Raw genomic sequence first — 17,809 nt, forward strand, 5'->3', positions numbered from 1 at the left:
AGTGCCCTTTAAGGACTGGCGGCGGCCCACCGGAGGGCGAACCACAGCCGCATCCGGGTCTCCGGGTCCGCCAGATCCACCTGCAATGCCCGCTCGACCTGGGCGATCCGGTGCCGGACGCTGTTGCGGTGGACGCCCAGCTCCGCCGCCGTCGGTTCCCAGCCGCCGTGGTGGGCCAGCCAGGTCCGCAACGTCGGCACCAGCTGCCGGTCCTGGGACCAGTCCAACGCCACCAGTGGCTCCAAGGCCTTCGCCGCGAACCCGCGGGAAGCACCCGGGTCCAGCAGCGCATCGAAGTCCAGGGGTTCGCTCCCGGCGACGACCGGGCGGCCGAGCGCGAGCGCCCGCGAAAGCAGCAGCTCCACCTCCGCCGAGGAACCAGCCAGCTGTCCGGCGGGCACCGGCGGCCCCACGGCCGCCAGCCAGCCGTGGTCGCGCAGGTCCGCCAGCACCTCCGGCGCCGGGCCGGTGCCCGCGACAGCCGTGAACCGCGTACCACCGCCGACCTCGACCAGGGGCGTGTCCAGCCGCGCGCGCAGCCAGTCCGGGCGCTGGGCCACCTCGTCCGGGCCACGCCGGTACGCCGCGCCGGCGACCAGCCGGACCACCTCCGACCCCAGCAGTGACCGGGCCACTTCCCCGGGAAACGTCCGGCCGAGCAGCAGGCCGGTGGCCGCCGCGCCCAGCTCGGCCGCGTCCGAGCCCGCGCGGCCGACCAGGCCGAGCAGGGCCGCGCCGACGGCGAGGATCGCCCGCTCGGCGCCGTCGAGCCGCCGGGACCGGCCGACGACCACCAGGTGCGAGGCGGTGGCCTGGGGGTACACCGGCTGGACGACGACGAACCCGCCGGTGAGCTCGGTGGTCGCGCTCCGGATGCCGCTGCCCGCCCGCACGGTCGCCATCAGCTCCCGCACCTCGGGCGGCAGCGGCGCAGGCGCGTCGTGCGCCGAGGCCAGCACGTCCCCGGCGCCGACCAGGGCGACCCACGAGCGCAGCACCGCCGCCAGCGACGACGTCAGTTCGCCGAGGCCGCCACCCGCGGCGCGCGTCAGCGTCTCGCGCGCCGCGGTGATCCGCCGCTGATCCCGCTGCCCGGCTTCGGTCAGCGCGACCGAGACCGCCCGGTTGACCGCCAGGAACGGCGTGCGCGCGGGCACCACCAGCAGCGGCAGCCCGCGCCGCGCGCAAGCCCGGCGCAGGGGCTCCGGCAGGGTCTCGTGCACCGTCGGGGTGAGCCCGAACCCCAGTGCGGTCACCCCGGCGTCGCGCAGGCCGCGCACGTACCGGTCGAGCTGCTCCGGCAGGTTGACGCCCGCGGTGAGGATCAGCTCGCCGCCCACCAGGTAGGGCGCGGGGTCCTGCAGCTCACTCACGTGGGCCCAGCGCACGGGGAGGTCCAGCGCGCCCGGCCGCAGCGTCTCGGGGACGACCTCCAGCGCGAGCTCCCGGTTGCCGACCACGTCCCGTAACGGGACATTCACCTCCGTGGGCGAAGAATCCGGAATCGTGGCCATTTCATCCCCGCTGATGTCGACTTGGGGATGAATCATCCCATGCCGAAGAGGGGTGAGCGAACCTACGGTGACCCGAAACCGACGTGAGGAGGACACCGTGACCGGCGACTACGCGGTGATCGCGCTGTACATCGCGGGCATGCTCGGGGTCGGCTGGTACGGCCTCCGGCTCGCGAAGACGAAGTCCGACTACCTCGTCGCCGGGCGGCGGCTGGGCTGGTTCATGTACTCCGGCACGATGTCGGCCGTCGTCCTCGGCGGCGCGTCCACGGTCGGCGGCGTGAAGCTCGGCTACACCTACGGCATCTCCGGCATGTGGCTGGTCGTCAGCATCGGCGTCGGCATCCTCGTGCTGCACGCGCTGTTCGCCCGGCGGCTGGTGCGGCTGAAGGTCTACACCGTCGGCGAGATGCTCGACCTGCGCTACGGCGGGCGCACCAGCGCGGTGTCCGGCGTCGTCATGTGGGGCTACACGCTGATGCTCACGGTCACCTCGACGCTGGCCTTCGCGACCATCTTCAAGGTGCTCTTCGACCTGCCGAACTGGGCGGGGATCGCGGTCGGCGGCTCGATCGTCGTCCTCTACTCGGTGCTCGGCGGCATGTGGTCGATCACGCTCACCGACATCGCCCAGTTCGTCATCAAGACCATCGGCATCCTGGCGATCCTGCTGCCGGTCGCGATCAGCTCCGCCGGCGGCTTCTCCGGTATGAGCGAGAAGCTGGACGCGAGCTTCTTCAGCTTCACCTCGATCGGCACGGACACGATCATCACGTACTTCGTGATCTACACCTTCGGCCTGCTGATCGGCCAGGACATTTGGCAGCGCGTGTTCACCGCCCGCACGCCCGCGATCGCGACCTCCGGCGGCATCACCTCCGGGGTCTACTGCCTGGTCTACGGCCTGGCCGGCGCCCTCATCGGCACCGCCGCGCACGCGCTCTACCCGGACATCGCCAGCGCGCAGGACGCTTTCGCGACGATCGTCGAGCGGCTGCTGCCCACCGGCGTCCGCGGCCTGGTGCTGGCCGCCGCGCTCTCGGCGATGATGTCGACGGCGAGCGGCGCGCTGATCGCCTGCTCCACCACGACGACGTCCGACCTGCTGACCAAGCTGGGCCTCAAGAAGGGCGGCGAGGTCAGCCGCAACCGGCTCGCCACGCTCGTGCTCGGCCTGCTGGCCATCGGCATCGCGATGGTGGTCGACGACGTCGTCAACGCGCTCACCATCGCCTACGACATCCTGGTCGGCGGCCTGCTGGTGGCGATCGTCGGCGCGCTGTTCTGGAAGCGCGGCACCCGGCAGGGCGCGTACGCGTCGATGGTGGCCGGCACGATCTCGGTCATCGTCTTCATGATCATCGACGGCGTCGAAGCCAACACCCCGATCTACTGGGGCCTCGGCGTGAGCCTGGTGGTGTACCTGGCCGTCAGCCTCGCGACGCCCCGCACGGACGCCGCGATCCTCTCCGTCTGGACCCACCGCCTCAGCGGCGAAGACACACACCCCTCGATTCGGGAACAGGAGCCCACCAGTGCCTAACACCGGACCCCTCGACTCGTCGCGCATCCCCCGGTTCGCCGGCTTCGCGACCTTCGCGCGGCTGCCGCGGATCGACCAGGTCGAGCGCGCCGACGTCGCCGTCGTCGGGGTGCCCTTCGACTCCGGGGTGTCCTACCGGCCCGGCGCGCGGTTCGGCCCGGCCGCCGTCCGCGAGGCGAGCCGGCTGCTGCGGCCGTACCACCCGGAGCTGGACGTCTCGCCGTTCGCCGAACGCCAGGTCGTGGACGCGGGCGACATCGCCGTCAACCCGTTCAACATCGGCGAAGCGATCGAGACGCTGCAGCAGGAAGCCGAAGCGCTGCAGGCGGACGGGACGCGGCTGGTGACCGTCGGCGGCGACCACACCATCGCGCTGCCGCTGCTGCGGGCCGTGGCCAAGAAGCACGGACCCGTTGCCCTGCTGCACTTCGACGCGCACCTGGACACCTGGGACACCTACTTCGGCGAGCCCTACACCCACGGCACACCGTTCCGGCGGGCGTCGGAGGAAGGGATCCTCGACACGAGCGCGCTGTCGCACGTCGGCACGCGCGGGCCGCTGTACGGCAAGCGCGACCTCGAAGAGGACCGGCGGCTCGGCTTCGGCATCGTCACTTCCGGCGACGTCATGCGCCGCGGGGTCGCCGAGACGGTCGACGCGCTGCGGCAGCGCATCGGCGACCGCCCGCTGTACGTCTCCGTGGACATCGACGTGCTCGACCCGGCCCACGCGCCCGGCACCGGCACGCCCGAGGCGGGCGGGCTGACCAGCCGGGAGCTCCTGGAGATCCTGCGCGGGCTGCGTGACCTCAACCTGGTCGGCGCGGACGTCGTCGAGCTGGCCCCGGCCTACGACCACGCCGAGATCACCGCCATCGCGGCCTCCCACGTGGCCTACGACCTGGTGAGCCTGCTGACCTTGGGGAAGGGCGAATGACCCGCATCGGCGGTGACGTCGTCGTCGAAACCCTGCGGGCGCTGGGTGCCGACACCGTGTTCGGCCTGCCGGGCCAGCACGCGCTGGGCCTGTTCGACGCGCTGCGGCGGGCCGGCGACCTGCGCGTGATCAGCGGGCGCGTCGAGAACAACCTCGCCTTCGCCGCCGACGGGCACGCCCGCGCGCGGCTGGCGGCGGATCCGGACGGCCCGGTGCCGGTGACGCCGCTGGTGGTCTCGACCGGCCCGGGCGCGCTGCTGACGCTGGCTTCGCTGCAGGAGTCCCGCGCGGCTTCGGTGCCGGTGCTCGGTATCTCCAGCCAGGTCCCGGTCGCCGGGCTGGGCGGCGGACGCCACGGCTACCTGCACGAACTGCCCGACCAGCAGGCGAGCTTCCGCGACGTCGTGAAGTCGGTGCACGTCGTGCGGCACGCGAGCCAGATCCCGACGGCACTGCGAGAGGCCTGGACGTCGGCCGCGACCGCGCCCTACGGCCCGGTGTGGGTCGAGATCCCCCAGGACGTGCTGCTCGGCCCGGCGGGGGTCCCGCCGATCACGTCGGTGTCGGCCACTCCCCCGCCCCTGGAACCGCTGCCCGAGTTGGTCACCGCGGCCGCCGATCTGCTGGCCGCCGCGTCGAATCCGGTGATCCTGGCGGGCGGCGGGGCCTTGCGGTCCGGCGCGCACGCCGAGCTGACGGCGCTCGCCGAGGCGTTGCGCGCGCCGGTGATCTCCACCTTCGGCGGCAAGGGCGTCTTCGGCTGGGACCACGAGCTGTCCGGGCGGTCGTGGCTGGAGGACTGGCACACCACGGAGTTCCTCGCGGACGCCGACGTCCTGCTCGTGCTCGGCTCCGGCCTCGGCGAGCTGTCCAGCAACTACCGCGAGTTCGCCCCGCGCGGCCGCCTGATCCAGGTCGAAGCCGACCTCGGCAAGCTGGAGTCCAACTACCCCGGCCTCGGCATCCACGCCGACGTGCGGCTCACGCTGCAGGCGCTGCTGGAGTGGGTGCCGATGCGGGCGTCCGACGGCCGGGCCGAGAAGGCGGTTTCTTCGCTGGTGTCCGCCGTGGAGTCCCGGTTGGACAGTCAGGACCTGGCCACCGAGCGGAAGCTGATCGACGACATCCGCGCGGCGCTGCCCGAGGGCACGCAGACGTTCTGGGACATGACGATCGCCGCGTACTGGGCGTGGTCGGCGTGGAACCCCGATGGCGCGCCGATCCACACCGCGCAGGGCGCGGGCGGGCTGGGTTACGGACTGCCGGGCGCGCTCGGCGGCGCCATCGCGGGTGGTCCCACGCTCGCCGTGTCGGGTGACGGCGGCGCGATGTACGGCGTCGCCGAGCTGGCCACCGCGGTGCAGCACGGCCTCGACGTCACGTGGCTGATCATCGACGACGGCGGCTACGGCGTCCTGCGCGAGTACCTCACCGGCGCCTTCGGCCACACCACGGCCACGGAGCTGACCCGGCCCGACTTCGTCGCTTTGGCCTCCTCCTTCGGCGTTCCCGCTCGGCTGTCGTCTTCGGACACGGTGGGCGCGGACCTGGCCGACGCGCTGCGCGCGCCCGGGCCGTCCGTCGTCGTCCTCCCCGCCTTGCTGAAGCTGTTCGCGCCGACCCACCTGGAGAAGGCATGACCCGCACGCTCGACCTGACCGACCCGGCCACCGGCGAAGTGTTCGGCACCAGCCCCATCGCCTCGCAACCCGAGGTGGACGCGGCTCTCGAATCGGCCGCGCAAGCGTTTGCGATCTGGCGACGCAGCACGCCGGCGCATAGGCAGCTGGCGCTGCTGAAGATCGCCGACACCCTCGAGGCGCGCGCGGCGGAGTTCGCCGACCTCGAGGTGCGCGAGACCGGCAAGATCCGGTCCATGGTGCTCGACGAGGAGATCCCGGAGTGCGTGAGCGCCCTGCGGTTCTTCGCCGGGGCCGCCCGGCAGCTGGAAGGCACCGCGGCACGGGCTGGCGTCGTCGATTTGGACGTGGGGCCTGGCGATCGCCGCCCGGTTGTCGGCCGAACCGGACCTCGGCTGCGTGTGGGTCGACACCCACGGGCCGCTGCCAGCGAGATGCCGCACGACAGGTTCAGCTGAGCGAGATGTGGTGAGCCTGGGTTCCGACGCGGTAAAGCTAAAAGATTTTGGCGACGAGCCCGAAGATTGCAGCCGTGAGCCCGATCAGCGCCGTGACCGAGCCAAGCTGAATGCGAGCTCCCACGTACTGCGCGACCTTGCCGATCCAACTCGTCGAGAGGTCGGCCGCGTCACCTGGTGCCGGCGGCAGTTCAGCGACCTCCCATGACTTCTCACGCATCAGATGATCGAGGGCGCAACCACACGCATATAGTGCACCGCCAAGCGCTTCGATTTTGTCGATATTCTCGGATGCGTGCCGCAGCCATAATCCTAACCGCGCACACTCGAAGTAGTCTTTGTCAGACGTGCGTGTTCCCGTCAGGCTGGCAGCCAGGAGCACCGCCTCCCTGGCTTCCCTTCGCAGAGATTTTCGCCGGTTTCTGCGTATTTTGACTATTTTCTGCCTACCACTGTCGGAGGGCGTAAACTGGACGACTTTTAACCTTCGCAAGGTGTCCAGCTCGTCGACAGCACCGACAATCAAACTGAAGAGCCTGTACTCAGCCTCACTGGAGTACCCCACACCCCACATACCGAGGCTGATGACCCCACTCGTATAAAGCAGCGCCAGGAAAGCACTGAGCGCAAGTCCGACATCTCCCAGCAACGACAGAGGAACAGCGATCAGGTATACCAGGAGACCCACGCCAAGCAGCGCAAACAAAGGGCCCATTTCGGCAATATCCGCACGGAACGCACGCCTCTGTGCTGCAGCCACCATGTCCGGAGGGTGCCCGACCAGCTTCAAGCACGCCAACTCGGGATGGCTGTCTTCGCTCCGCATCACGCCTCGCCGTCTGCGGAATTTGCTCAGCGACGAGAGCTCGAGGCCGACGATCCACCACCACAGGCGCCCTCGAAGAGGGGTCTTTTCAAGGACTTGCACCCAGCGTTCATCGTACGAATTAGTCAGGTCGTCACCGGAGCCGGACATGCTGGCAAGGGTAACGCGAACGGCCATTTACAGGCAGTCTGGAATCACTCCGCACGGTCGGCACGAAGCAAAGCCGCCGTGCGGGTCGACACGGCGGCACTCCGCTCAGCTGCGGTCGGCGCTCTTCTCGGACTGCTCGGCGGTCGAACTCAACCGGGAGGCCCACTCCGTCACCCGGCGAGCCACATCCTGCGCCGTCAACCCGATCCGCCCCAGGACCTCATCCCGGCTCCCGTGGTCGTGGAACGACTGAGGCACCGCCAAATCCCGCAGCGGCACATCGCACTCGGCATCCCGGAACATCGCCGCCAACGCCGAGCCGAAGCCGCCGTGGCGGCCGCTGTCCTCCACCGTCACCACCAGCTTGTGCTGCGCGGCCAGCGCGACCAGCTCCGCCGGCACCGGCAGCACCCAGCGCGGGTCCACCACCGTCACGCCGATGCCCTGGTCGGCCAGCCGGGCCGCGGCCGCCAGCCCGAGCGTCGCGAACGCGCCGACCGTCACCAGGAGCACGTCCGCGCCCTCGGCCGGGCGGCGCAGCACGTCGACCGTGCCGATCCGCTCCACCGCCGTCACGTCCGTGCCGACCTTGCCCTTGGAGAACCGCAGCGCCGTCGGCCCGTCGGCCACCGCGACCGCCTCGCGCAGTTCCTCGCGCAGCGTCGCCGGGTCGCGCGGGGCCGCCACCCGCATGCCCGGGACCATGCCGAGCAGCGAGAGGTCCCACATGCCGTGGTGGCTCGGCCCGTCCGGCCCGGTGATCCCGGCCCGGTCGAGCACCAGCGTCACCGGCAGGCGGTGCAGCGCCACGTCCATCAGCACCTGGTCGAACGCCCGGTTCAGGAACGTCGAGTAGATCGCCACCACCGGGTGCAGCCCGCCCATCGCGAGCCCCGCGGCGGAGGTGACCGCGTGCTGCTCGGCGATGCCGACGTCGTACCAGCGGTCCGGGAACGCCTCGGCGAACTTGTCCAGCCCCGTCGAACGCAGCATCGCCGCGGTGATCGCGACGACGTCTTCGCGGTCGGCGCCGATCTTCGCCAGCTCGTCGCCGAACACGCCGGTCCAGCTCGGGCCCTTCACCGGCGGCAGGCCGGTCTCCGGGTCGATCGGGTCGGTCTGGTGCATCTGGTCGTGCTCGTTGTTGACCGCCGGCGCGTAGCCGTGCCCCTTTTCGGTCACCACGTGCACGATCACCGCGCCGCCGAACGCCTTGGCGCTCTGCATGGCCTTCTCCAGCGCCACCTGGTCGTGGCCGTCGACCGGGCCGAGGTACTTCAGGCCCAGGTCGGAGAACATCGCCTGCGGGCTCAGCGCGTCCTTCAGGCCGGCCTTCGCGGCGTGCAGCGCGGCGTAGATCGGCCTGCCGACGACCGGGGTGTGCTTGAGGATCTCGCGGCCGCCGTCGAGGAGCCGCTCGTAGCCGGGCTGCAGGCGCAGCGCCGCGAGGTGGTCGGCGAGGCCGCCGATGGTCGGCGAGTACGACCGGCCGTTGTCGTTGATCACGATGACGACCGGGCGGTCCTTGTGCGCGGCGATGTTGTTGAGCGCCTCCCAGCACATGCCGCCGGTGAGCGCGCCGTCGCCGACGACGGCGATCGCGTGCCGGCCGCCACCGGCCAGCTCGAACGCCTTCGCCAGCCCGTCCACATAGGACAGACCGGACGAGGCGTGGCTGCTCTCCACCCAGTCGTGCTCACTCTCCGTGCGCGACGGGTAACCGGTGACCCCGCCGGTCTGGCGCAGCAGGTCGAACCCGGCGGCGCGGCCGGTGACGAGCTTGTGCACGTATGCCTGGTGACCGACGTCCCACACGATCGCGTCGCGCGGCGAGTCGAACACGCGGTGCAGCGCCAGGGTCAGCTCGACGACGCCGAGATTCGGCCCCAGGTGGCCACCCGCCCGGCGCACCTTGTCGACGAGGAAGTCCCGGATCTCGGCGGCCAGTTCGCCGAGGTCCTCGACACTCATGCGCTTCAGGTCCGCCGGCCCGCTCAGGGACTCCAGCATCGTCACTCGTCTCCACCTCACTCGCTCGGTTCCGGCCAGTCTACGGAGACCCGCCAGAGCGGGGCCGCAGGCCGCGTCGGGCGTCACAACCGGAGCGCGACCGCCGGTCAGCACCCGGGGTGAACCTCGTCTCCCCGCGTCGCTGTGGCGGTCACGCGGCGTGGCCACGAGAATGGACCGCATGGCGGATTTCTTCATCGGCGGCGAATGGGTGGACGCGGTGGACGGCGGCCGGCGGGAGATCCGCTGCCCGGCCGACGGGTCCCTGGTCGCGACGGTCGCCGAGGGCACCGCCAAGGACACCGACGCGGCGATCGCGGCGGCCCGCCGGGCCTTCGACACCGGCCGGTGGCCCGGCACACCCGCCCACCTGCGCGGGGACCTGCTGCTGCGGGCGGCGGACCTGCTGGACCGCGACGCGGAGGCGTTCGCCCGCGCCGAGTCGCTCGACACCGGCAAGCGCCTGGTCGAGAGCCGCTACGACATGGCCGACATCGCCGCCTGCCTGCGCTACTTCGGCAAGCTCGCCGCGCAGGACGCCGGGCGCGTCGTCGACACCGGCAGCCCGGACGCGATCAGCCGGATCGTGCACGAACCGGTCGGCGTCTGCGGGCTGATCACGCCGTGGAACTACCCGCTGCTGCAGACCGTGTGGAAGATCGCGCCGGCGCTGGCCGCGGGCAACACGTTCGTGCTCAAGCCGAGCGAGCTGACCCCGCACACCGCGATCCTGTTCCTGAAGCTGCTCACCGAGGCCGGCCTGCCCCCGGGCGTGGGGAACCTGGTGCTCGGCGCGGGCGCCGAGGCCGGCGCGCCGCTGGCTTCGCACCCGGACGTCGACCTCGTGTCGTTCACCGGCGGCCTGGCGACCGGCAAGGTGATCGCCGCTGCGGCCGCCGGCACCATCAAGAAGGTGGCGCTCGAGCTGGGCGGGAAGAACCCGAACGTGGTGTTCGCCGACGCCGACTTCGAGACCGCGGTCGACTACGCGCTGACGGCGGTGTTCCTGCACTCCGGCCAGGTGTGCTCGGCGGGCGCGCGGCTGATCGTGCAGCGTGAGTGGCACGAGGAGTTCGTCGACGAGCTGGTGCGCCGGGCCGAGCGGATCCGCCTGGGCGGCCCGTTCGACGCGCAGGCGGAAACCGGCCCCCTGATCTCGGCGGCGCACCGGGCGAAGGTCGAGGCGTACGTGGCGGCCGCACTGGCCGACGGCGCGGTGCTGCGCACGGGCGGCCGCCGTCCGGACGACCCGGCACTGGCCGACGGCTTCTACTACCTCCCGACCATCCTCGACCAGGTGAAACAGGGTTCGTCGGCGGTGGTCGACGAGTCGTTCGGCCCGGTGCTGACGGTCGAGACGTTCACCGACGAGGACGACGCGGTCCGCATCGCCAACGACACCCACTACGGCCTGGCCGGCGCGGTGTTCACGAACGACGCTTCGCGGGCGCAGCGGGTGGCGGGGCGGCTGCGCCACGGGACGGTGTGGATCAACGACTTCCACCCGTACCTGCCCCAGGCCGAGTGGGGCGGCTACAAGCAGTCCGGCTTCGGCCGCGAGCTGGGCCCGACGGGACTGGCCGAGTACACCGAGGTCAAGCACATCTACCAGAACCTCCGGCCGGCACCACAGCGCTGGTTCTCGGGCTGAACCCGGCCCGCGCCTTATGCTGCCTCCACCGCGAGGCAGGGAGGCCGGAGTGGACCAGAGGCGACCGTGGAAGCGGCTCCGGGGCCCGCGGGCCGTCGTGGTGGGGGTGGCGGCGCTGGGCGTGCTCGCCGGGCTGACGCTGCGGACGGCCGACTACCCGGGGGTGCTGCCGCCCGGAACGCCCGACCCGGAGCTGGACCTGAGCCTGCGCCTGGTGTGCGCGGCGGCGGTGCTGATCGCGGTGACGCTGGCGTACCTCACGTTCGCCCGCCACCAGGACGAGCCGCTGGCGATGGCGTGCCTGCCGGGGCTGGTGGTGACGGGGGTGATCCTGCGGCACCTGGTGGTGACGCTGCCGGGAGTGACGCGCCTCCAGCCGGCCGCCCGGGTGGTCCCGGGGGCCGGGGCGTGGGTGCTGCTGGTTTCAGGCGTGGCGATGACGGCGACCGGTCTCGCGGCGGCCTTTGCGGTGCGCCGGGCAGGCTGAGGTCGCCGCAGCGCTCACGGCGGGTCGCTCGTCCGGGCGGGCGGCCTGCATGCGGCGGTCGCGGCCCGCCCGGCGACCGCCGAACTCACCCGTTCCGCCGAGCTGCCGCGGGCCCGCACCCGAGCACGCCTGACCGCGGACCGCCGAGCCTGCCGAAGCCGGTCCTCCCCGATATCGCCACCTCCTAGCCGTTCACCGCCTTCCGGCCCAGGAACGCCGCCAGCTCGTCGGCCGCCGTCGGGTGCGGGGGCGGTGGGATCTCCGGTCCGAACGGGCCGCCCGGCTGCCGCGGCGTTGCACCGAACCGGGATCGCCACTGCTCCAGGGCCCGGGCCGCCAGCTCGGGCGCCAGGTCCGTCGGCTGCCCCGTCGCGTCCGCGACGTCCCAGCCGTGGGCGAGGTACTCGTTCACCCTCATGTGCACCAGGAACACCCCGGGTACTTCACCGAGCGGCGTCGTCACCTGCCGCGAAAACAGCCCCGGCGCGGCCAGCACCGCACGGGCCGCCGAGACCGACGCGGCGAACGCCTCGACCGGCGCGGCACCCAGGTAGTCGCCGTCCGGGGCCGGTGGGCCCGTGCCCGCCCAGAAGGCCACCTTCGCGTTGCCGTGCGCCAGGTGGTTCACCACCGCGCGCACGTCCCAGTCCGCGCACGCCGTCGGGAGCGCCCACTGGTCGGCGCGGACCGCGGTGACCAGGCGGGTCACCGTCGAAGCTGCGAGGTCGAAGTCGTCGAGAGCGGTCATGGCACACAGTGTGCCGACCACCACCGACAGTTTTGAAAGGGCAGAGCGCGTCAGGACAGCAGCGCCACGCACTCCACGTGGTGGGTCATCGGGAACGCGTCGAAGGCCCGCAGGTCCGTCAGCGAATAGCCGTGGGCCGCGAAGGTCGCCACATCGCGCGCCAGCGCCGCCGGGTCGCAGGCCACGTACACGATCCGGTCCGGGGCACCCGCCACGATGGTCTCCACGACCGCCTTGCCCGCCCCCTTGCGCGGCGGGTCCAGCACCACGACGTCGACCGGCTTGGGCGCCGACGCCAGCACGTGCTCGACGCGCCCGGCCTGCCACGAAACCTGGGGCAGGTCCGCGAGGTTGCGCTCGCCGTCGGCGACCGCGCGCCGGCCGGACTCGACCGCCAGCACCCGGCCCGCCGTCCCGACCTGGGCCGCCAGCACCGACGCGAACAGCCCGACCCCGGCGTAGAGGTCCCAGGCCGAGCCGCCCGCCGGCGCCTCCGCCCACTCCGCCACGACCGCGGCCAGCGTCGACGCCGCCGCCGGGTGAACCTGCCAGAACCCGTGCGCGTCCAGGCGCCAGTCGCGGCCCGCCGCGTGCTGGACCGCGACCCCGCCGCTCAGCTGCCGGGCCCGGACCTTCCCGCGCACCGTCGACAGCTCGCGGACGTGCAGCCCGCCGTCACCGTCCTGGGTGACCTCCAGCTCGCTGCCCGGCCGCCAGCGCCGCGCCAGGACGTCGTCGAGCTCGCCCGGGACGGCGATCGGGCAGTCGTCCAGGGCCACGACCCGGTGGCTGTGGTGGGCGCGCAGCCCCGCGCGCCCGTCGTGCCCGGCGACCAGCCGGACGCGGCTGCGCCAGTCCAGGGGGCCGCCGTCGAGCGCCTCGACGACGACCTCGCGTTCGATGCCCGCCAGCCGCTGCAGCTGTTCCGCCACCACCGCCGCCTTCAGCGACCGCTGGTAACCGGGGTCGGCGTGCTGCCAGTCGCAGCCGCCGCAGCCGCCCGGCACGGCCAGCGGGCACGGCGGCGTGACCCGGTGCGGGGACGGGCTGAGCACCTCGACGGCGTCCCCGCGGCAGAACGAGCCGCCGTTGTCCTCGGTGACCTCGACGCGGACCTGTTCGCCCGGCAGCGCGTGCCGGACGAACACCACACGGCCGTCGGCGCGCGCCACGCAGTGGCCGCCGTGCGCCACCGCGCCGACCTCGACCTCGAGAACCCGGCCCAGCCAGCTGGTCATTCGGCGGGCTCCTTGGGCTTCGGGGTGGCGATGGGTTTGCCGTTGGGCGAGAAGCCGCGGCGGACGTCGCCGGCCGCCGGCCGCTCGTTGCGGACGCGCGCGGCCGCCTTGGCCGAGGACTCCAGCTGCCACGGCACGCTCGCCACGATCACGCCGGACTGGAACAGCAGGCGGCCCTTGAGCCGCAGCGCGCTCTGGTTGTGCAGCACCTGTTCCCACCAGTGCCCGACCACGTACTCCGGGATGAACACGGTGACCACGTTGCGCGGGTTGTCCCCGCGCACGCGCTTCACGTAGTCGAGAACGGGCTTCGTGATCTCGCGGTAGGGCGATTCGACGACCTTGAGCGGCACCTTGAAGTTGTGCGCGTCCCACTCGGCCGTCAACCGGCGGGTGTCCGCATCGTCCACATTGACCGTCACGGCCTCGAGCACGTCCGGGCGCATCGCCTTGGCGTAGGCCAGCGCGCGCAGCGTCGGCCGGTGCAGCTTGGACACCAGCACGATCGCGTGGTTGCGCGAGGGCAGCACGGTCGGGGTGTCGCCGAGGTCCTTCAGCTCGTCGGCGACGCGGTCGTAGTGCCGCCGGATCGCCGTCATCAGCACGTAGATGGCCACCATCGCGGCGATCGCGATCCACGCGCCGAGCAGGAACTTGGTGATGAGCACGATCACCAGGACCGTCGCGGTCATCGTCAGGCCGATGGCGTTGACCGTCTGCGAGCGCCGCATCCGGCGCCGCGCGCCCGGGTCGGTTTCCCTGGCCAGCAACCGGTTCCAGTGCCGGATCATGCCCGCCTGGCTCACCGTGAAAGACACGAACACACCCACGATGTAGAGCTGGATGAGCCGGGTCACCTCGGCGTCGAACGCGATGATCAGCACCAGCGCGAAGGCCGAGAGGAACAGGATCCCGTTGGAGAACGCCAGCCGGTCGCCGCGCGTGTGCAGCTGCCGCGGCAGGTACCGGTCCTGCGCCAGGATCGAGCCCAGCACCGGGAAACCGTTGAACGCGGTGTTCGCGGCCAGCAGCAGGATGATGCCGGTGGAGAAGGAGATGTAGTAGAACGCCGGCGGGAAGTCGGCGAACACCGCGTGCGCGATCTGCGCCACGATCGTCTTCTGCTCGTAGCCGGCGGGGGCGCCCTCGAGCTGCCGCGCCGGGTCCTCGGCGAACTTGACGTCGGTGATCGTGGCCAGCGTGATGATGCCGACCAGCATGGTGACCGCGAGCACGCCCATCATCAGCAGCGTGGTGGCCGCGTTCTTCGACTTCGGCTTCTGGAACGCCGGGACGCCGTTGCTGATCGCCTCCACCCCGGTCAGCGCCGCCGCGCCGGAGGAGAACGCCCGCAGCACCAGGAACGCGTACCCGACACCCGCGAAAGTGCCTTCGGCGGTCAGGGTGAACCCGGCGCTCTCCGCCTTCACCTCGGTGCCGGTGGCCGCCTGCACCAGGCCCCACACGACCATGACCATGATGCCGATGATGAACCCGTATGTCGGGATTGCGAAGGCCTTCCCCGACTCGCGGATGCCGCGCAGGTTCAGCGACGTCAGCACCACGACGATGACGATCGACGCGAGCACCTTGTGCTGGGCGACCCACGGGACGGCCGAGCCGATGTTGGCCACACCGGACGAAGTGGACACCGCGACCGTCAGCACGTAGTCGACCAGCAGGGCGCTGGCCACCGTCAGGCCGAACCGGCCGCCCAGGTTCGTGTTGGCGACCTCGTAGTCGCCGCCGCCGCTCGGGTAGGCGTGCACGTTCTGCCGGTAGGAGGCGACGACCACCAGCATGACCAGGGCGACCATGATGCCGATCCACGGCGCCAGCGCGTACGCGGACAGCCCGGCGACGCTCAGCGTCAGGAAGATCTCTTCCGGGGCGTAGGCGACGCTCGAGAGCGCGTCCGACGCGAAGATCGGCAGCGCGATGCGCTTGGGCAGGAGCGTGTGAGCCAGCCGGTCACTGCGGAACGGACGTCCGAGGACCAGGCGTTTCAGCACGGTCGGGAACTTCGACACCACGGAAGCGTAACGGGCGGGGGGCACGGTAGGTTCGGCGCTGGTAGGTAGGGGTGGCAACGGACGGGTAACCGCCGAGGAGGAGGCAGGGCGTGCACGTGGTGATCATGGGATGCGGCCGGGTCGGCGCGTCCCTGGCCGCTGCGCTGGAGCGGCTCGGCCACGAGGTGGCCGTCATCGACAAGAACCAGCAGGCGTTCCGCCGGCTCGGCAGCGACTTCCACGGCCAGCAGGTCGTCGGCGTCGGCTTCGACCGCCGGGTGCTGATCGAGGCCGGCATCGAGCGGGCCGGCGCGTTCGCGGCGGTGTCCAGCGGGGACAACTCCAACATCATCTCGGCCAGGGTTGCGCGCGAGAACTTCGGCATCGAGCACGTCGTTGCGCGGATCTACGACCACAAGCGCGCGGCCGTGTACGAGCGGCTGGGCATCCCGACGGTGGCGACCGTGCCGTGGACCACCGACCGGTTCCTGCGCAGCCTGCTGCCGGACGGCGTGGCGTCGGAGTGGCGCGACCCGTCGGGCAACGTCGCGCTGCTGCAGCTGCCGCTGCACGAGGGCTGGGTCGGGCACTCGGTGCGGTCCCTGCAGGAGGCGACCGGCGCGCGGGTGGCGTTCATCATGCGCTTCGGCACCGCGGTGCTGCCCGACACCAAGACCGTGCTGCAGGCCGACGACGTCGTGTGGGTGGCCGCGCGATCCGGCACCGTCACCGACGTGACCAGTGTGGCCCACCGCGAACCGGAGGACGAGGCATGAGGGTCGCGATTGCCGGCGCCGGGGCGGTCGGCCGCTCCATCGCCGCCGAGCTGATCGACGGCAGGCACCAGGTGATGCTGATCGAGCGCGAGGCCGACCAGTTCGAGCCGCACGCGGTCGAGCAGGCCGACTGGGTGCTCGGCGACGCCTGCGAGGTGTCGACCCTGGAGGAGTCCGGGATCGAGCAGTGCGACGTCGTCATCGCCGCGACCGGCGACGACAAGGCGAACCTGGTGGTGTCGCTGCTGGCCAAGACGGAGTTCGCGGTGCGGCGCGTGGTGGCCCGGGTGAACAACCCGGCCAACGAGTGGCTGTTCACCGACGCCTGGGGCGTCGACGTGGCGGTCTCGACCCCCCGGATGCTGGCGGCGATGGTCGAGGAGGCGGTCAGCGTCGGCGACCTGGTGCGGCTCATGACGTTCCGCCAGAGCAACGCGAACCTGGTCGAGCTGACGCTCCCGGCGGAGACCCCGCTGGCCGGGAAGCCGGTGAGCGACCTGACGCTGCCCCGGGACGCGGCTCTGGTGACGATCCTGCGCGGCGACCGGGTGATCGTGCCCCAGCCGGAGGACCCACTGGAGCCGGGCGACGAGCTGCTGTTCGTGGCGACCGCGGACGTGGAGCCGGAGATCCGGACGGCCCTCGGGTACTGAGAGCGACGGGAAAGGCCCTCGGCGGGTTTCGCCGGGGGCCTTTTCGCGACCTGGCTCGGCGGTGGGCGACCGGGACAACTCCGGACGCGTGATCGGAGGGCCGACGCGCGTGATTGAAGGGTCGACTCGCGTGATCGGGGGGACGACACGGCGAAACTGTCGGTGCCCGCCGGTAGCGTCGAAAACGGGGGGCGCCCCCGCGGGTCAGGCTTCCGGAGTTGCGTACTTCTCGCGCAGCCGGGCTTCGACCTCCGCGTCCGTCTCCGGTGCGGGCTCCTCCTCGGCCATGGCCTTCAGGCGCTTGTCCGACCGGCGGACCGCCCAGACGACCACCAGCAGGCCCAGCGCGTACAGCGGGTAGCCCATCGCGATCTTCGCGAAGGCCAGCCAGCCGGTGTAGTCCTCCTGGTAGAGCCACCGCTGCACCACGAAGCGGGCCGCGAAGATCGCCGCCATCGCCAGGGTCGCGACGTCGTAGCCGTAGCGGGACGGCTTGTCCTTGCGCCACGCCTGGCCGGTGCCGTTGAGCATGTTCCAGACCACGCCCGCGATCGGCCAGCGCACCACCACCGACAGCACGAAGATGCCGCAGTAGACCAGGCTCGCGTAGATGCCGAACAGGAAGAAACCCTTCGCCGACCCCGTGCGGTAGGCGATGAACGCCGCGATCGCGACGCCGAAGAAGCCCGAGATCGCCGGCTGCAGGGGCTCCTTGCGGACCAGCCGCAGCACCGTGATGGCCACGGCACTGCCGATCGAGGTCCAGATGGCCGCGGTCAGGCCGAAGAACGAGTTCGCCAGCACGAAGACGATCACCGGCACCGACGAGTAGATCAGGCCGGACACGCCGCCCATCTGCTCGAGCAGGGTCGGCTGCGGCTCGTCGCCGTCGGTCTTCTTCTCGCTCGGGGCGGGTTCAGTCACGATGGGTGATCAACTCACTGGGCTCTGGAGCTCGTAATAGGGGTTGTACAGCACCTTCTGGCCGTTGCGCTCGGCCATCCGTCCGCGCACCTTGATCGTCCGGCCAGGCTCGATGCCCGGGATCCGGCGGCGGCCGAGCCAGATTAGCGTCACGCCCTGTGTTCCGTCGAACAGCTCGGCCTCCAGCGTGGCGGCCTCGTTGGTCGGGCAGAGCTCGACGCTGCGGAGCCGCCCCATCACGG

General features: G+C 71.6%; 16 protein-coding genes. 8 read left to right on the plus strand and 8 right to left on the minus strand.

The window, feature by feature from the left end:
• Positions 1 to 8 precede the first annotated feature (8 nt).
• Positions 9 to 1,460 (minus strand): PucR family transcriptional regulator, encoded by a 1,452-nt coding sequence (locus ACFVYA_RS28825; RefSeq protein ID WP_387049386.1) that lies wholly within the window; start codon positions 1,458 to 1,460, stop codon positions 9 to 11.
• A 151-nt stretch (positions 1,461 to 1,611) separates the two neighbouring features.
• Here ACFVYA_RS28825 and ACFVYA_RS28830 point away from each other — a divergent pair, with 151 nt between their 5' ends.
• From ACFVYA_RS28830 to ACFVYA_RS28845, 4 genes are read left to right on the plus strand one after another with little or no spacing between them, the layout of a single operon-like run.
• Positions 1,612 to 3,057 (plus strand): sodium:solute symporter, encoded by a 1,446-nt coding sequence (locus tag ACFVYA_RS28830; RefSeq protein ID WP_387049387.1) that lies wholly within the window; start codon positions 1,612 to 1,614, stop codon positions 3,055 to 3,057.
• Entirely contained in the window at positions 3,050 to 3,994 is a 945-nt protein-coding gene (gene speB / locus ACFVYA_RS28835; protein WP_387049388.1) for an agmatinase, read from the plus strand. The genes ACFVYA_RS28830 and speB overlap by 8 nt, the downstream gene beginning before the upstream one ends.
• A complete protein-coding gene (locus ACFVYA_RS28840; protein ID WP_387049390.1) occupies positions 3,991 to 5,634 on the plus strand; it encodes a thiamine pyrophosphate-binding protein in 1,644 nt (547 codons plus the stop codon). Before speB ends, ACFVYA_RS28840 begins: the two co-directional genes overlap by 4 nt.
• Positions 5,631 to 6,092, plus strand: a complete 462-nt coding sequence (locus tag ACFVYA_RS28845) for an aldehyde dehydrogenase family protein (protein ID WP_387049392.1) — start codon at positions 5,631 to 5,633, stop codon at positions 6,090 to 6,092. Before ACFVYA_RS28840 ends, ACFVYA_RS28845 begins: the two co-directional genes overlap by 4 nt.
• A 37-nt stretch (positions 6,093 to 6,129) precedes the next feature.
• On the opposite strand, the gene ACFVYA_RS28850 is transcribed toward ACFVYA_RS28845, so the two are convergent.
• Both ACFVYA_RS28850 and dxs read right to left on the minus strand, forming a co-directional pair.
• A complete protein-coding gene (locus ACFVYA_RS28850; protein WP_387049393.1) occupies positions 6,130 to 7,068 on the minus strand; it encodes a hypothetical protein in 939 nt (312 codons plus the stop codon).
• A 105-nt stretch (positions 7,069 to 7,173) separates the two neighbouring features.
• Entirely contained in the window at positions 7,174 to 9,084 is a 1,911-nt protein-coding gene (gene dxs / locus ACFVYA_RS28855; RefSeq protein ID WP_387049395.1) for a 1-deoxy-D-xylulose-5-phosphate synthase, read from the minus strand.
• Between the two features lie 175 nt (positions 9,085 to 9,259).
• On the opposite strand from dxs, the gene ACFVYA_RS28860 reads away from it, so the two are divergent.
• Both ACFVYA_RS28860 and ACFVYA_RS28865 read left to right on the plus strand, forming a co-directional pair.
• Entirely contained in the window at positions 9,260 to 10,729 is a 1,470-nt protein-coding gene (locus ACFVYA_RS28860) for an aldehyde dehydrogenase family protein (protein ID WP_387049397.1), read from the plus strand.
• A gap of 49 nt (positions 10,730 to 10,778) precedes the next feature.
• On the plus strand, positions 10,779 to 11,216 hold the full coding sequence (locus tag ACFVYA_RS28865; protein WP_387049399.1) for a hypothetical protein: 438 nt from the start codon (positions 10,779 to 10,781) through the stop codon (positions 11,214 to 11,216).
• Between the two features lie 184 nt (positions 11,217 to 11,400).
• Here the strand turns inward: ACFVYA_RS28865 and ACFVYA_RS28870 are convergent, their stop codons facing one another.
• The 3 genes from ACFVYA_RS28870 to ACFVYA_RS28880 are packed head-to-tail and all read right to left on the minus strand — an operon-like array spanning position 11,401 to position 15,232.
• The gene (locus tag ACFVYA_RS28870) at positions 11,401 to 11,964 is read right to left on the minus strand and encodes a TIGR03086 family metal-binding protein (protein ID WP_387049401.1); all 564 of its coding nucleotides are present in this window, start codon (positions 11,962 to 11,964) and stop codon (positions 11,401 to 11,403) included.
• A 50-nt stretch (positions 11,965 to 12,014) separates the two neighbouring features.
• Complete coding sequence (locus tag ACFVYA_RS28875; RefSeq protein WP_387049403.1) at positions 12,015 to 13,202, minus strand: class I SAM-dependent RNA methyltransferase; 1,188 nt, start codon at positions 13,200 to 13,202, stop codon at positions 12,015 to 12,017.
• Complete coding sequence (locus ACFVYA_RS28880; RefSeq protein ID WP_285989885.1) at positions 13,199 to 15,232, minus strand: APC family permease; 2,034 nt, start codon at positions 15,230 to 15,232, stop codon at positions 13,199 to 13,201. Before ACFVYA_RS28880 ends, ACFVYA_RS28875 begins: the two co-directional genes overlap by 4 nt.
• Before the next feature lie 92 nt (positions 15,233 to 15,324).
• On the opposite strand from ACFVYA_RS28880, the gene ACFVYA_RS28885 reads away from it, so the two are divergent.
• Together ACFVYA_RS28885 and ACFVYA_RS28890 are read left to right on the plus strand one after the other, a co-directional pair.
• The gene (locus ACFVYA_RS28885; RefSeq protein ID WP_387049405.1) at positions 15,325 to 15,990 is read left to right on the plus strand and encodes a potassium channel family protein; all 666 of its coding nucleotides are present in this window, start codon (positions 15,325 to 15,327) and stop codon (positions 15,988 to 15,990) included.
• The gene (locus tag ACFVYA_RS28890) at positions 15,987 to 16,643 is read left to right on the plus strand and encodes a TrkA family potassium uptake protein (protein ID WP_285989884.1); all 657 of its coding nucleotides are present in this window, start codon (positions 15,987 to 15,989) and stop codon (positions 16,641 to 16,643) included. The genes ACFVYA_RS28885 and ACFVYA_RS28890 overlap by 4 nt, the downstream gene beginning before the upstream one ends.
• Before the next feature lie 204 nt (positions 16,644 to 16,847).
• Here the strand turns inward: ACFVYA_RS28890 and ACFVYA_RS28895 are convergent, their stop codons facing one another.
• Positions 16,848 to 17,567: a DUF3159 domain-containing protein gene (locus tag ACFVYA_RS28895; protein ID WP_285989883.1), complete on the minus strand. Its 720-nt coding sequence runs from the start codon at positions 17,565 to 17,567 to the stop codon at positions 16,848 to 16,850.
• 9 nt (positions 17,568 to 17,576) lie between these two features.
• On the minus strand, positions 17,577 to 17,809 hold a 233-nt coding region (locus tag ACFVYA_RS28900; RefSeq protein ID WP_387049407.1), incomplete at its 5' end, for an OB-fold nucleic acid binding domain-containing protein.

It is taken from the genome of Amycolatopsis sp. NPDC058278 (assembly GCF_042881395.1).
Taxonomy (GTDB): Bacteria; Actinomycetota; Actinomycetes; order Mycobacteriales; family Pseudonocardiaceae; genus Amycolatopsis.